The organism is Enterobacteriaceae endosymbiont of Plateumaris pusilla, assembly GCF_012562765.1.
Lineage (GTDB): Bacteria > Pseudomonadota > Gammaproteobacteria > Enterobacterales > Enterobacteriaceae.
Genome location: NZ_CP046226.1, coordinates 135437 through 150047, shown reverse-complemented (window position 1 = coordinate 150047; position 14611 = coordinate 135437). Strand labels below are relative to the sequence as shown.

Here is a 14611-nt window from a genome sequence, read left to right as displayed (position 1 = left end):
TTTTATATTATAATTTTAATAAAATATAAACTTTATTAATTTATTATTTACTTTATCATTAAATAATAAGATTATATAAAAATATTTTGTATATTCCTATCTAATATTATTAAAATAATTAATCTTAATAATAAAATTTTATTAAAAATTTTTATTTTAATATAAATTATATAAACTACTATTTAAATTATATGATTTTATTATATATTTAATATAAAATATTATAAAATTTGAAATAATAATGAACACAAAAAATATTAAATATACTCCTATAATGAAACAATATTTCAAAATAAAAAATCAATATCCCAATATTTTATTATTTTATCGTATGGGTGATTTTTATGAAATGTTTTTTGAAGATGCTAAAAAAGCATCTAAAATGCTTAATATTATTCTTACTAAAAGAGGTATATTAAATGGAAAACCAATACCTATGGCAGGTATACCATATCATAGTTTAGATAATTACTTATCAAAATTAATTAATTTAGGTGAATCAGTAGCTATTTGTGAACAAATTAATAATATTAATAGAACTTCTAATAAGATATTAGAACGTAAAATTGTACGTGTTATTACTCCTGGAACAGTAAGTGATGATATTTTATTAAAAAATAATCAAGATAATTTATTAGCATCTATATGGCAAGAAATAGATCATGGATTTGGATATGCAACTTTAAATATGAGTTCTGGAAATTTTAGAATTATGGAAAGTAAAAATTATGATGTAATATCTGGTGAATTACAAAAAACCAATCCTGTTGAATTATTATATCCAGAAAATTTTCAATATATGAAATTGATAGAAAAAAGAAATTGTATTAGGCGTAGACCTATATGGGAATTTGATCTTGAAACTGCTAATCAACAATTAAATATGCAATTTAAAACTAAAAATTTAAAAAGTTTTGGTGTTGAAAAAGCTTTAATGGCTATTAAAGCTGCTGGGTGTTTAATACAATACGTCAAAGATACACAACGTATATTTTTACCTCATATAAATAGTATTAAATTAAAAAATTATCATAATGAAATTATAATGGATGAAAATACTAGAAAAAATCTTGAAATTACAGAAAGTATATCACGTAATAAAAATAATACTTTAATAAAAATATTAGATCATACTAGTACAGCAATGGGTAGTCGTTTATTAAAACGTTGGTTGCATTCTCCAACTCGTGATATTAATATCATTAATAATCGTCAGAATAGTATTGCAAAATTAAGAAAACATTTTACTAATTTTAAAAAATTATTAATTAATATAAATGATATTGAACGAATAATTGCAAGATTATCATTAAGAACATCTAAACCTAAAGATTTAGTTTCTTTAAGAAATACTTTTCATATTTTACCTAAAATACATAATAAATTAAAAATTATAGATAATTGTTATATTAAAAATAAAATTTTTAATTTAGGACTTTTTAATAAATTAAAAATTTTATTAGAAAAATCAATTAAAAAAAATCCTTCTAATTCATTAAAAGATGGAAATGTTATTGCTACAGGATATAATCAATCTTTAGATGAATTAAGAAAATTATCTAAAAATTCTAAAGAATATTTAGTTATGTTAGAAAAAAAAGAACGTAAATTATTAAATATAGAAAAATTAAAAATAGGATTTAATACTATTCATGGATATTATATTCAAATAACTAAAAATCAAAAAATTAAAAAATTTCCTAAAAAATATTTAAAAATTCAAACATTAAAATATTGTAATAGATATATTATTCCTGAATTAAAAAATTATCAAGAAATCATCTTGTCATCTAAAAATAAATTATTGATTTTAGAAAAATTTCTATATAATCAATTATTTGATCTCATTTATCCTGAATTACCAAATTTACAAAAAATTGTTTTATTGCTATCTGAATTAGATGTATTATGTAATTTAGCAGAAAGATCAATAACTTTAAATTATACTAAACCTATTATTAGTAATAAGTTAGGATTATTTTTAGAAAATTCTCGTCATCCTGTCGTAGAAAATATTCTTAAAGATCAATTTATTCCTAATAATTTATTATTAACTCCTAAAAATCATATGTTAATAATTACTGGTCCTAATATGGGCGGTAAAAGTACTTATATGCGTCAAATTGCATTAATTATTTTAATGGCATATATAGGTAGTTATATACCTGCTGATAAAGCAATTATTGGACCAATAGATCGTATATTTACACGAATTGGATCTATGGATGATATTTCTTCTGGTTTATCTACTTTTATGATAGAAATGATTGAAACAGCAAATATTTTAAGAAATGCTAATAAATATAGTTTAGTATTAATGGATGAAATAGGTAGAGGTACATCTACATATGATGGATTATCTATTGCATGGGCTTGTGCTGAAAATCTTGCACAAAAAATAAAATCAATGACATTATTTTCTACTAATTATATTGAATTAACTAATTTGTCTTTAAAAAATAAGGGTATAAAAAATGTTTATTTTGATGCTATAGAATCTAATAAATCTATTGTATTTATGTATTCATTAAAAAATGGTATTATTAATAGGAATTATGGTCTATTTGTTGCTTCTTTAGCAGGTATTCCTAATGAAGTTATTAAATTAGCTAAAAATAAAATTATTCAATTAGAAAAAATTTATAAATATTAATATATAATTATTAATTTAAAATATTATTTTAATCGAATACATAATTAATTTATAATTATAATTTTTAATTTTTCATATAATAAAAAAATATTTATAAAATAGCAATTAATAAATTAAATAATTAATTTTTTATTTTAATCTTGTTAATATTATTTCTAAATATATTATATAGAATATAATTAATTATGTTAAAATTAATATATTAATATATGTTTAAAAGGAAAATAATTTATATGGTTTTTTTTTCTAAAGAAATTAATTCAATTAATATTGAAGAAGAATTGAAAAATTCTTATTTAGATTATGCTATGTCTGTTATAGTTGGTAGAGCATTACCAGATGCTAGGGATGGATTAAAACCTGTACATAGAAGAATGTTATATGCTATGTATATATTAGGTAATACATGGAATAAACCTTATAAAAAATCAGCACGTATTGTAGGAGATGTTATAGGTAAATATCATCCTCACGGAGATTCTGCTGTTTATGATACTATAGTAAGATTAGCACAATCATTTTCTTTAAGGTACACATTGATAGATGGACAAGGTAATTTTGGATCTATTGATGGTGATTCAGCAGCAGCTATGCGTTATACTGAAATAAGAATGACTAAAATAGCTCAAGAAATAATTAATGATCTAGAAAAACAAACAGTAAATTTTTTACCTAACTATGATAATACAGAAAAAATTCCAGAAGTAATGCCTACAAAAATACCTAATTTATTAATTAATGGATCTTCTGGAATAGCAGTTGGTATGACCACAAATATACCACCTCATAATCTTACAGAAGTTATAAATGCATGTTTAGCTTATATAAAAAATGAAAATATTTCTATTAAAGAATTAATGAAATATATTATAGGTCCTGATTTTCCTACATCAGGAATTATAAATGATTTTAATGGTATTGAAAAAGCTTATATTACAGGAAAAGGAAAAATTTTTATTCGTGGACGTAGTAAAATTATTAAAAATGATCATAATGCTTCAATTATTATATACGAATTACCATATCAAGTTAATAAAGCTAAATTAATAGAAAAAATAGTAGAACTTATTAAAGAAAAAAAAATTTATGGAATTAAAAGTTTACGAGATGAATCAGATAAAGATGGAATTAGAATTGTTATAGAAATAAAAAAAGATATGTCTGCAGATGTAATTTTAAATAATTTATATTCTTTAACTCCATTACAAATTTCTTTTACCATTAATATGGTTTCCTTATATAAAGGGGAACCTAAAATTATGTCTTTAAAAAATATTATTGAAGCATTTATTTCTCATCGTCGAGAAGTGGTAATACGTAGAACTAATTATGAAATTAATAAAGCTAGTAATAAAGCTCATATTTTAGAAGGATTAATAGTAGCATTATTTAATATACAACCAATAATAGAAATTATTCGTTCTTCTTCTGTTATAGAAGTAATAAAAAATAAAATTTATTCTAAATTATGGAATATTAATAATGTATTATCTATTTTAAAATATAAAAAAACAAAAGAATCTAGTAATTATTCTAATAACTTAAATTTAATTCAATCTAATAATAATTATTCTTTTAGTCATAAACAAGTACAATCTATTTTAGATTTAAAATTACATAAATTAACTAATTTAGAACATAAAAAATTATTTCAAGAATATCAAAATATAATATATAAAATATCAAAACTTGTAAAAATTATTGATGATTATCAATATCTAATGAAAATAATATATAAAGAACTAATTTATATTAAACATGAATTTGGAGATAAAAGAAAAACTGAAATTATTAAAAATAAATCTTTTATAACAACAGAAGATTTAATTAATTCTGAAGATGTAATAATTACATTATCATATCAAGGATATATTAAATATCAAAAATTATCTGATTATGAAGTTCAACATAGAGGTGGTAAAGGAAAATTAGCAGTTAAAATAAAAGAAAAAGATTTTATTAATCGTATACTTATAGCTAATACACATGATACTCTTTTATGTTTTTCTAATATAGGACGTTTATATTGGACAAAAGTATATAATTTACCAAAAGCTAATAGATATGCACAGGGAAGACCAATTATTAATATTTTACCTTTAAAAAATAATGAAAGAATTACTAATTTACTTACAGTAAATAAATTTAATGATACATTAAATTTATTTATGGCAACTAAAAAAGGAATTGTTAAAAAAACTAATTTAAATAAATTTAGCCATCCTAGAAATAATGGAATTATTGCAATAAAATTAAAAAAAAATGATACTTTAATAGGAGTTGCTATAACAAATAAAAAAGATAAAGTAATGTTATTTTCATCTTTTGGTAAAGTTGTAAAATTTGATGAAACAAAAGTTAGATCTATGGGTAGAGCATCTACTGGTGTAAGAGGAATAAAACTTTCATCTCAAAATGATAGTGTTGTTTCTTTAGTTATTTCAAATAATCAACATAATAATGATATTCTTACTATTACTCAAAATGGATATGGTAAAAGAACAAATAATAAAGAGTATCCAGTTAAATCAAGATCTACTAAAGGTGTAATTTCTATTAAAATTAATAAAAGAAATGGTCTAGTAGTAAATGCTATAGAAGTGTCTGATAATGATCAAATATTAATAATAACTAATATGGGAACTTTAATACGTACATATGTTACAGAAATATGTATAGTAAGTCGTAATACTAAAGGAGTTATTATAATAAAAACAAATAAAAACGAAAGAGTAATAGCATTAGAAAAAATTTCTATAAAACAATAATATTTATTGATAATAGTAAAATTATTGAATACCAGATTTTTCTAGTAATTCATTAATTTTATCTATTTTTTCCCATGTAAAAATATTTCTTCCGAAATGTCCGTAAGAAGATGTTTTTTTATATATTGGATTTAAAAGATTTAACATCTTAATTATATTAAAAGGTCTTAAATCAAATAATTCTTGTATTATTAAAGTTAATTTTTCATTAGAAATTTTACCAGTTCCAAATGTTTCTACCATTAAAGATATAGGTTTAGAAATACCAATTACATAAGCTATTTGAATTTCACAACGTGATGCTAAAGAAGAAGCAACTATATTTTTTGCTATATATCTTGCTATATACGCTGCAGATCTATCTACTTTTGAAGGATCTTTTCCTGAAAAGGACCCACCGCCATGTCTTGCCATACCACCATATGTATCTACAATAATTTTACGTCCTGTTAATCCACAATCTGCCATTGGACCACCAATTATAAAACGACCAGCAGGATTAATTAAAAATTTTGTATTTTTATGTAACCATATATTAGGTAATACTGGTTTAATAATTTCTTCCATTACTGCTTCTTGTAATTTTTTATATGATATATCTTCTGAACATTGAGTAGATAAAACTACTGTTTCTATTCCTAAGATCTTATTATTTTTATATTTAAAAGTAACTTGACTTTTAGCATCTGGTCTTAACCATGGTAAAATTCCATTTTTTCTTACTTCAGATTGTTTATATACTAAACGATGAGCATAAGTTATTGGTGCAGGCATAAAATTTTCTGTTTCATTAGTTGCATATCCAAACACTAATCCTTGATCTCCTGCACCTTTTATTAAACCATTTTTATTAAATATTCCTTTATAGATATCTTCAGATTGTTTTCCTAAATTATTTAATATAGCACAAGAATTATAATCAAATCCCATATTTGAATTAGTATATCCTATTTCTTTTATTGTTTTTCTTATTATTTTTTCTATATCTATTATTGCAGTAGTAGTTATTTCTCCTCCAATTAGTACTATTCCAGTTTTAATATATGTTTCACATGCAACACGTGCTTTTATATCTTGTTTAATTATAGCATCTAATATAGCATCAGAAATTTGATCTGCCATTTTATCAGGATGTCCTTCAGAGACAGATTCTGAGGTAAAAAGATATTCGCTCATTATTTTCCTTTTTTAATTATTAAATTTAATTTAATTTTAATGATTTTAATAAATATTATTTTGAAATAATATATTATTAATCAAAATTAATTATTAATATTATATTAATTAAAATAATTAATCTAATTTTTTAAAAATATAATAAATAGATTTTAATATTATTTAAGTATATATTTATTTTATATGAAATAATTTTTATAAATTAAATTATTAATTTAAAATTTATTTTTTAAACAAAAATAATTATTTAGGAGTCATGAATAATGTCTTCTCGAAAAGAACTTGCTAATGCTATTCGTATACTAAGTATAGATGCTATACAAAAATCTAATTCTGGTCATCCTGGCGCTCCTATGGGAATGGCTGATATAGCAGAAGTATTATGGCGTGATTATTTAAATCATAATCCTGGAAATCCTTTATGGATAAATCGTGATAGATTTATATTATCTAATGGTCATAGTTCAATGTTAATTTATAGTTTATTACATTTGACTGGATATGATTTAAAAATATCAGAATTAAAAAATTTTAGGAAATTAAATTCTAAAACTCCAGGACATCCAGAATTTGGATGTACACCATGTATAGAAACTACTACAGGACCATTAGGTCAAGGATTAGCTAATGCTGTAGGTATGGCTATAGCTGAAAAAATATTAGCATCACAATTTAATAAACCAAATTATGATATAATTAATCACTACACTTATGTATTTATAGGTGATGGTTGTTTAATGGAAGGAATATCTCATGAAGTATGTTCTTTAGCAGGTACATTAAAATTAAAAAAATTAATAGTTTTCTATGATAATAATGGTATATCTATTGATGGTAATATTCATGGATGGTTTACTGATGATACTAAAAAAAGATTTGAATCATATGGATGGAATGTTATTCCTAATATAAACGGACATGATTATAAAGAGATACAACAAGCTATTGATAAAGCTAAATCTTCTATAGAAGAAAAACCATTTTTATTAATTTGTAATACAACTATTGCTTTTGGTTCTCCTAATAAATCTGGAAAAAATATATCACATGGTTCTCCTTTAGGAGAAATAGAAATTGAATTAACTAGAAAAAAATTAAATTGGCATTATAAACCTTTTGAAATACCAGAATCAATTTATGACAAATGGAATGCTAAAGATATTGGAAATTTAAAAGAATTAAAATGGATAAATAAATTTAATGATTATTCTAATATATTTCCAGAATTAGCTAAAGAATTAAAAAGAAGAATTAATAATTTATTACCTAATAATTGGAATATTAAATTAAAAAAATTTATTCAAAAATTGTATAAAAATCCTATTGATATATCTACACGTCAAGCATCACAAGAATGTTTAGAATTTTTTTCAAAAATATTACCAGAATTTTTAGGAGGTTCTGCTGATTTAGCTTCTAGTAATTTAACTTTATGTTCAGAATCTAAAGCTATAAATAAATCTACATGTGGAAATTATATTCATTATGGAGTAAGAGAGTTTGGTATGATTGCTATAGCTAATGGTATTTCTTTATATAGAGGATTTATTCCATATACAGCAACTTTTTTAACATTTTCTGATTATTGTCGTAATGCAATTCGTATGGCTGCATTAATGAAAATTAGGAATATAATGATTTATACTCATGATTCTATTGGAGTAGGTGAAGACGGACCTACTCATCAACCAATAGAACAATTATCTAGTTTAAGATTAATTCCAAATTTAAGTGTTTGGCGTCCATGTGATCAATTAGAAACAGCTATTGCATGGAAATATGCAATTGAAAATATTAATAATCCAACTGCATTAATATTATCACGTCAAAATTTACCAGCACAAATTAGAAATAAAAATAAAATAACATATATTACTCATGGTGGTTATATATTAAAAGATTGTTTAGAACAAAAACCTGATATTATTTTAATAGCAACAGGTTCAGAAGTTTATTTAGCTGTAGAAGCATATAATCAATTATCTAAATTAAAATATAAAATTAGAGTTGTTTCTATGCCTTCTACAGATATTTTTGAAAAACAAAATAATGAATATAAAAATTATGTATTACCAAAAAATATTAAATTAAGAATAGCAATTGAAGCTGGTCAATCTGATTTTTGGTATAAATATGTAGGTTTAAAAGGTATTGTTATAGGAATAGATAGATTTGGTTATTCAGCTCCTGCTGAAATATTATTTAAAAAATTTGGTTTTACAGTAGAAAACATAATTTTAAAAATTCAAGATCTTTTAAAAACAATTAATTAAATAAAGGATTTTAAAATATGTCTATATTATCAATTTTAGATATTGATATTAAAAATAAAATATTATTAATTAGATCTGATCTTAATGTTCCTATTGATCCTCAAGGAAATATAATTTCTGATATTAGAATTCGTTTATCATTACCAACTATAAAATATGCTATAAGTAAAGGTGCTAAAATTATTATAGCTTCACATTTAGGTAGGCCTATTGAAGGAAAATATAATAATATATTCTCTTTAAAAAATATTAGTCAATATTTAGAAAAAATTTTAAATTATAAAGTTAAATTACAAAAAGATTATTTGAATAAATTAAATTTTAAAAAAAATGAAATAATAATGTTAGAAAATGTTCGTTTTAATATAGGTGAAAAAAATAATAATGAAGAACTATCTAAAAAATATGCTTCATTATGTGACATATTTGTAATGGATGCATTTGCAACATCACACCGAAAACATTCTTCTACTTATGGAGTAATAAAATATGCAAATAAATCTTGTGCAGGTTTATTATTAATAAATGAATTAAATAATTTAAATAAGATTTTTAAAAAACCTAATCATCCTATTATTTCTATTGTTGGAGGATCAAAAATCTCAACTAAATTTAATGTATTAAATAAATTAGCTAAATTATCAGATAACATTATTGTTGGAGGTGGCATAGCCAATACATTTTTAGCAATAAATAATAATATTGGTCAATCATTATATGAACCTAATGCTTTAATTTTAGCAAAAAAATTAAAGGAAAAATATAATAATATTATTATTCCTATAGATTGTAAAGTAGGAACATCATTTTCAAAAAATACATCAGTTAAAACAAAAAAAATTAATAATATATCATTTAATGAAATGATCATGGATATTGGTGAAAATACTATAAAAATTATAATAGATATTTTACATAAAGCAAAAACTATATTATGGAATGGACCTGTAGGAGTTTTTGAATTAATAAAGTTTAGTGAAGGAACAAAAATTATAGCAAATACTATTGCTGATAGTGATGCATTTTCTATTGCAGGAGGAGGAGATACATTAGCTGCAATAGAATTATTTAATTTATTTAATAAAATTTCATATATTTCAACAGGAGGAGGATCGTTTTTAAATTTTGTAGAAGGTAAAAAATTACCTTCAGTATCTATGTTAAAAAAATATCAGAATATTAATTCTATCCATTTTGATAATTTAAAAAATTAGTATTAGATAAATATTAATCAATAATAAGGCAAAGTATTATATGTCTAAAATTTTAAATTATGTAAAACCAGGTGTTGTTGTTAGTCATGATGTACAAACTATATTTAAAATAGCAAAAGAAAATAAATTCGCTTTACCTGCAATAAATTGCATAGGTACTGATTCTATCAATATAGTGTTAGAAACAGCAGCTAAAGTTAAATCACCAGTAATTATTCAATTTTCTATTGGTGGTGCTTCTTTTATTGCAGGTAAAAAATTACAAATTCAAAATTCTCAATTAGCATCTATTATAGGTGCCGTATCTGGTGCACATCATGTACATAAAATTGCTCAATATTATGGAATACCAGTAATATTACATACAGATCATTGTGCTAAAAAAACTTTATCTTGGATAGATGGTTTATTAGATGAGAATGAAAAATATTTTTTATTAAATGGTAAACCTTTATTTTCTTCTCATATGATTGATTTATCAAAAAATTCTGTAAAAGATAATATTAATATATGTAGTAAATATTTAAAAAGAATGTCTAAAATGAATATAACATTAGAAATAGAATTAGGTTGTACAGGAGGAGAAGAAGATGGTTTAGATAATAGTAATTTAGAAAAAAAAACATTATATACTGATCCTGAAGACGTTAATTATGCTTATGAAAAATTAAATTCCATTAGTTCTCAATTTATAATTGCAGCTTCATTTGGTAATGTTCATGGAGTATATAAATCGGGAAATGTAAAATTATTACCTAAAATTTTAAAATATTCACAAGATTTTATAAGTAAAAAACATAATTTAACTCATAATCCTATTAATTTTGTTTTTCATGGAGGTTCAGGATCTTCTGAAAAAGAAATTAAAGAATCTATAAATTATGGTGTAGTTAAAATGAATATTGATACAGATACTCAATGGGCAAGTTGGCAAGGAATATTAAAATTTTATAAAGAACATAAAAAATATTTACAAAAGCAATTAGGTAATCCAGAAGGTTTAAATAAACCAAATAAAAAATATTATGATCCAAGATCATGGATTAGAGCATCTCAGATATCTATGGGAAAAAGATTAGAAAGAACTTTTCAAGAATTAAATGCTATTGATATATTATAATATATTTTGGTATAATTATCATATATAGTAATAATAATATCTTATTATTATTTTTAATATAAATTGGATTATATATAACAAAATGTTTATTCCTTATCAATTATTTCATACATTAATATCCAGTAGTATTTTATTAACTGAATTCTTAATAATTCGTTTATTTGCAAAAATTATATTTAATATTTTTGTTGTTAAAAAAATAGATCCTATTGCTATAGGATTTATTTCAAATATTTTAAAATATATTATTATGATTTTTATTTTAATTAGTACATTAAGTAATATTGGTGTACGTACATCGTCAATAATTGCTGCTTTTGGTACAATAGGTGTTGTTATTGGTTTAGCTTGGCAAAGTACATTATCAAATTTAGCATCAGGATTATTAATTATTACTTTTCGTATATTTAAAATTGGTGATTATATAACTATTTGTAATATTAGTGGTCAAGTAACTAAAGTAGAAGTTTTTTCTACTCAATTAAAAACATTTGATGGTATTATTACATTGATACCTAATGGTAAAATATTATCTGATAATATCAGTAATCTTTCTCGATGTCATGAATATCGTAATAAAATTACTTTAGGACTTTCTCGATTATTAATTAGTGAAGATTTAAATATGATAAAAAAAATATTATTAGATACAATATATTTAGATCAAAGAATAATTAAAAATTCTAAAATTGTTATTATTTTAGATGAAATTAATAATATTTCAATAAATCTTACAGTTTTTTTTTGGATTCGTGATTTTCTTTATGAAAAAGAAATATGTTCTGATTTAACAAATATTATTAAAAATAATTTAGAATTATATAAAAATTCTTGTGTATTATGGATTCATAATAATTAAAATAATATTATAAAAATATTATTTTAATTAATTATAACGGTGCGAACGGGACTTGAACCCGTGACCCCCGACGTGACAGGCCGGTATTCTAACCAACTGAACTATCGCACCCATAATATATTTATATATTATTAAGTTTATATTATAAATTATATGTTAATATCGTCAATACTTTTATTAAAAATTTTTAATTAATTCCATAAATGAAAACCACATTTTTTTTTAATAATATCTAAAATTAAATAGTGTAATTCATATTCTTCTTTAGTAGGATGTAATACTAATAATTTTTTCTTTATTAATATTTTTTTTATATTATTATTTTTATCTATAGTATGATTTTTTGAAAATTCTAATATAAAAGAATTTTGAATACTAGTCATAGATAAAAAAACATTAGCTAGAAGTTTAGCATCTAATAAAGCTCCATGCATATTACGATTACTTTTATCAATATTAAATCGTGAACATAATGAATTTAAAGAATTACGTTTACCTGGAAATAATTTACGAGATATTTTTAATGTATCTATTATAGAACAAATATTTTCAATATTAGGTATATTATTTTTTAATAAAGATATTTCATAATTTAAAAAATCAATATCAAATTGAGCGTTATGAATAATTAGTTCAGAATGATTTATATAATCTAAAAAATCATTTATAATTTGACTAAATGTAGGTTTATCATATAAAAATTTATTAGTAATACCATGAATATTTAATGCTTCTAAACTTATTATTTTTTTAGGATTAATATATACATGGAAATTATTTCCTGTAATACGACGATTTATTATTTCTACTCCACCTATTTCTATAATACGGTGTCCTTTATAATATGGAGGAGAAGAATTTATTCCTGTTGTTTCTGTATCTAAAACTATTTGACGAATATTTAATTTATTCATAATTTATTTTTTAATTTATATTTATAAATTTTATATAGAGAATTAATATATGTACAAAAATATAAAAATTTTTACTGATGGTTCTTGTATCTATAATCCAGGACCAGGAGGATATGCTGCTATAATAAAATATTATTCACATGAAAAAATTTTTACCCAAGGTTTTTTTTTTACTACAAATAATAGAATGGAATTAATGGCTTCTATTATAGCATTAGAATCTTTAAAAAAACATTTTAATATAAATATTATTACTGATAGTAAATATTTAAAAAAAGGTATAACTACTTGGATACATAATTGGAAAAAATATGGATGGATGTGTTCTAATAAAAAACCAGTAAAAAATATTGATTTATGGAAAAGATTAGATTTAGCATTAATTAATCATAATGTTAATTGGTATTGGATTAAAGGACATGCTGGAAATATTGAAAATGAAAAATGTGATCAATTAGCTCGTTTTTCTGCTAAAAATCCTAATTATCAAGATGTTGGATATATAATAAAAAAATAATAAAATTTTCTTTTAAAAAATAGTTGTTATTTTACAACAATTTGTTTAATTTAAGTTAAATATATTTAAATATTGTTATTTATAATTTTAGAATATATATTCATAATATATTTTAAATAATTTTTTTTATTTTTATAATAAAAAACTGATATATTTAAAATAAACAGACGAACTTAAAACATTCTAAATAAAAATAAAAATAAAAGGATGATAAGTCATGTTAGATAACAATCGTTTACGCATAGCTATGCAAAAATCTGGTCGTTTAAGTGATGATTCTCGTGAATTATTAAAAAAATGTGGTATTAAAATTAATTTACAACAACAACGGTTAATAGCTTTTGCAGAAAATATGCCGATTGATATCTTAATGGTACGTGATGATGATATACCAGGATTAATAATGGAAAGAGTTGTAGATTTAGGCATTATAGGAGAAAATGTTTTAGAAGAAGAAGTTTTAACTCGTCATTCTAGAGGAGAAAATGCCAATTACTTAACATTACGTAGGTTAGATTTTGGTATTTGTAGACTATCAATTGCAATACCTATTGATGAAAATTATACAGGTATTAAATATTTACAAAATATACGTATTGCTACATCATATCCAAATTTATTAAAAAGATATCTTGATAGTTATGGTATACAATTTAAATCTTGTATGTTAAATGGATCAGTAGAATTAGCTCCTAGAGTAGGTTTAGCAGATGCTATATGTGATTTAGTTTCTACTGGCGCTACATTAGAAGCAAATGGTGTAAAAGAAGTAGAAATAATATATGCTTCTAAAGCATGTCTTATACAACGTTATGGAAAAATAATAAGTATTAAACAAAAATTAATTAATAAATTATTAACTCGTATTCAAGGAGTAATTAAAGCTAGAGAATCAAAATATATTATGTTACATGCACCCAATAAAAAATTAAAAGAAATAATTGCTTTATTACCAGGTGCAGAACATCCAACAATATTACCTTTAGCTGGAGAAAATAATAAAGTTGCTATGCATATGGTAAGTAGTGAAACATTATTTTGGGAAACCATGGAAAAATTAAAATTACTTGGTGCTAGCTCAATTTTAGTTTTACCTATTGAAAAAATGATGGAGTAA

General features: G+C 22.0%; 9 protein-coding genes, 1 tRNA gene and 1 pseudogene. 8 read left to right on the top strand and 3 right to left on the bottom strand.

Annotation, left to right across the window (positions count from 1 at the left end; all coding sequences use genetic code 11):
- Positions 1-241 precede the first annotated feature (241 nt).
- A pseudogene (mutS, locus tag GJT83_RS00710) lies at positions 242-2641 on the top strand (DNA mismatch repair protein MutS); the annotation flags it as partial.
- Positions 2642-2886: 245 nt separating this feature from the next.
- The gene (gene gyrA, locus GJT83_RS00705; protein WP_168892548.1) at positions 2887-5421 is read left to right on the top strand and encodes a DNA topoisomerase (ATP-hydrolyzing) subunit A; all 2535 of its coding nucleotides are present in this window, start codon (positions 2887-2889) and stop codon (positions 5419-5421) included.
- Between the two features lie 21 nt (positions 5422-5442).
- Here gyrA and metK read toward each other — a convergent pair whose 3' ends face one another.
- Positions 5443-6597 (bottom strand): methionine adenosyltransferase, encoded by a 1155-nt coding sequence (gene metK / locus GJT83_RS00700; RefSeq protein WP_168892547.1) that lies wholly within the window; start codon positions 6595-6597, stop codon positions 5443-5445.
- A gap of 263 nt (positions 6598-6860) precedes the next feature.
- On the opposite strand from metK, the gene tkt reads away from it, so the two are divergent.
- The 4 genes from tkt (at position 6861) to GJT83_RS00680 (ending at position 12063) form a co-directional block, all read left to right on the top strand.
- Positions 6861-8870 (top strand): transketolase, encoded by a 2010-nt coding sequence (gene tkt / locus GJT83_RS00695; RefSeq protein WP_168892546.1) that lies wholly within the window; start codon positions 6861-6863, stop codon positions 8868-8870.
- A 17-nt stretch (positions 8871-8887) separates the two neighbouring features.
- A complete protein-coding gene (locus GJT83_RS00690) occupies positions 8888-10084 on the top strand; it encodes a phosphoglycerate kinase (protein ID WP_168892545.1) in 1197 nt (398 codons plus the stop codon).
- A 40-nt stretch (positions 10085-10124) separates the two neighbouring features.
- Positions 10125-11204: a class II fructose-bisphosphate aldolase gene (fbaA, locus tag GJT83_RS00685; protein ID WP_168892544.1), complete on the top strand. Its 1080-nt coding sequence runs from the start codon at positions 10125-10127 to the stop codon at positions 11202-11204.
- A gap of 82 nt (positions 11205-11286) precedes the next feature.
- Positions 11287-12063: a mechanosensitive ion channel domain-containing protein gene (locus tag GJT83_RS00680; RefSeq protein WP_168892543.1), complete on the top strand. Its 777-nt coding sequence runs from the start codon at positions 11287-11289 to the stop codon at positions 12061-12063.
- A 37-nt stretch (positions 12064-12100) separates the two neighbouring features.
- On the opposite strand, the gene GJT83_RS00675 is transcribed toward GJT83_RS00680, so the two are convergent.
- Together GJT83_RS00675 and dnaQ are read right to left on the bottom strand one after the other, a co-directional pair.
- Positions 12101-12174, bottom strand: a tRNA-Asp gene (locus GJT83_RS00675).
- A gap of 80 nt (positions 12175-12254) precedes the next feature.
- Positions 12255-12977, bottom strand: a complete 723-nt coding sequence (gene dnaQ, locus GJT83_RS00670) for a DNA polymerase III subunit epsilon (RefSeq protein ID WP_168892542.1) — start codon at positions 12975-12977, stop codon at positions 12255-12257.
- 49 nt (positions 12978-13026) lie between these two features.
- Between dnaQ and rnhA the strand changes: the two genes are divergently transcribed.
- Positions 13027-13494: a ribonuclease HI gene (gene rnhA / locus GJT83_RS00665; protein ID WP_168892541.1), complete on the top strand. Its 468-nt coding sequence runs from the start codon at positions 13027-13029 to the stop codon at positions 13492-13494.
- A 217-nt stretch (positions 13495-13711) separates the two neighbouring features.
- The gene (hisG, locus tag GJT83_RS00660) at positions 13712-14611 is read left to right on the top strand and encodes an ATP phosphoribosyltransferase (protein WP_168892540.1); all 900 of its coding nucleotides are present in this window, start codon (positions 13712-13714) and stop codon (positions 14609-14611) included.

What these genes read in the sequence shown, in the direction of transcription:
- hisG (WP_168892540.1), top strand. Translation starts at nt 13,712, where the DNA reads ATGTTAGATAACAATCGTTTACGCATAGCTATGCAAAAATCTGGTCGT.
- gyrA (WP_168892548.1), top strand. Translation starts at nt 2,887, where the DNA reads ATGGTTTTTTTTTCTAAAGAAATTAATTCAATTAATATTGAAGAAGAA.
- rnhA (WP_168892541.1), top strand. Translation starts at nt 13,027, where the DNA reads ATGTACAAAAATATAAAAATTTTTACTGATGGTTCTTGTATCTATAAT.
- fbaA (WP_168892544.1), top strand. Translation starts at nt 10,125, where the DNA reads ATGTCTAAAATTTTAAATTATGTAAAACCAGGTGTTGTTGTTAGTCAT.
- GJT83_RS00690 (WP_168892545.1), top strand. Translation starts at nt 8,888, where the DNA reads ATGTCTATATTATCAATTTTAGATATTGATATTAAAAATAAAATATTA.
- dnaQ (WP_168892542.1), bottom strand. Translation starts at nt 12,977, where the DNA reads ATGAATAAATTAAATATTCGTCAAATAGTTTTAGATACAGAAACAACA.
- tkt (WP_168892546.1), top strand. Translation starts at nt 6,861, where the DNA reads ATGTCTTCTCGAAAAGAACTTGCTAATGCTATTCGTATACTAAGTATA.
- metK (WP_168892547.1), bottom strand. Translation starts at nt 6,597, where the DNA reads ATGAGCGAATATCTTTTTACCTCAGAATCTGTCTCTGAAGGACATCCT.
- GJT83_RS00680 (WP_168892543.1), top strand. Translation starts at nt 11,287, where the DNA reads ATGTTTATTCCTTATCAATTATTTCATACATTAATATCCAGTAGTATT.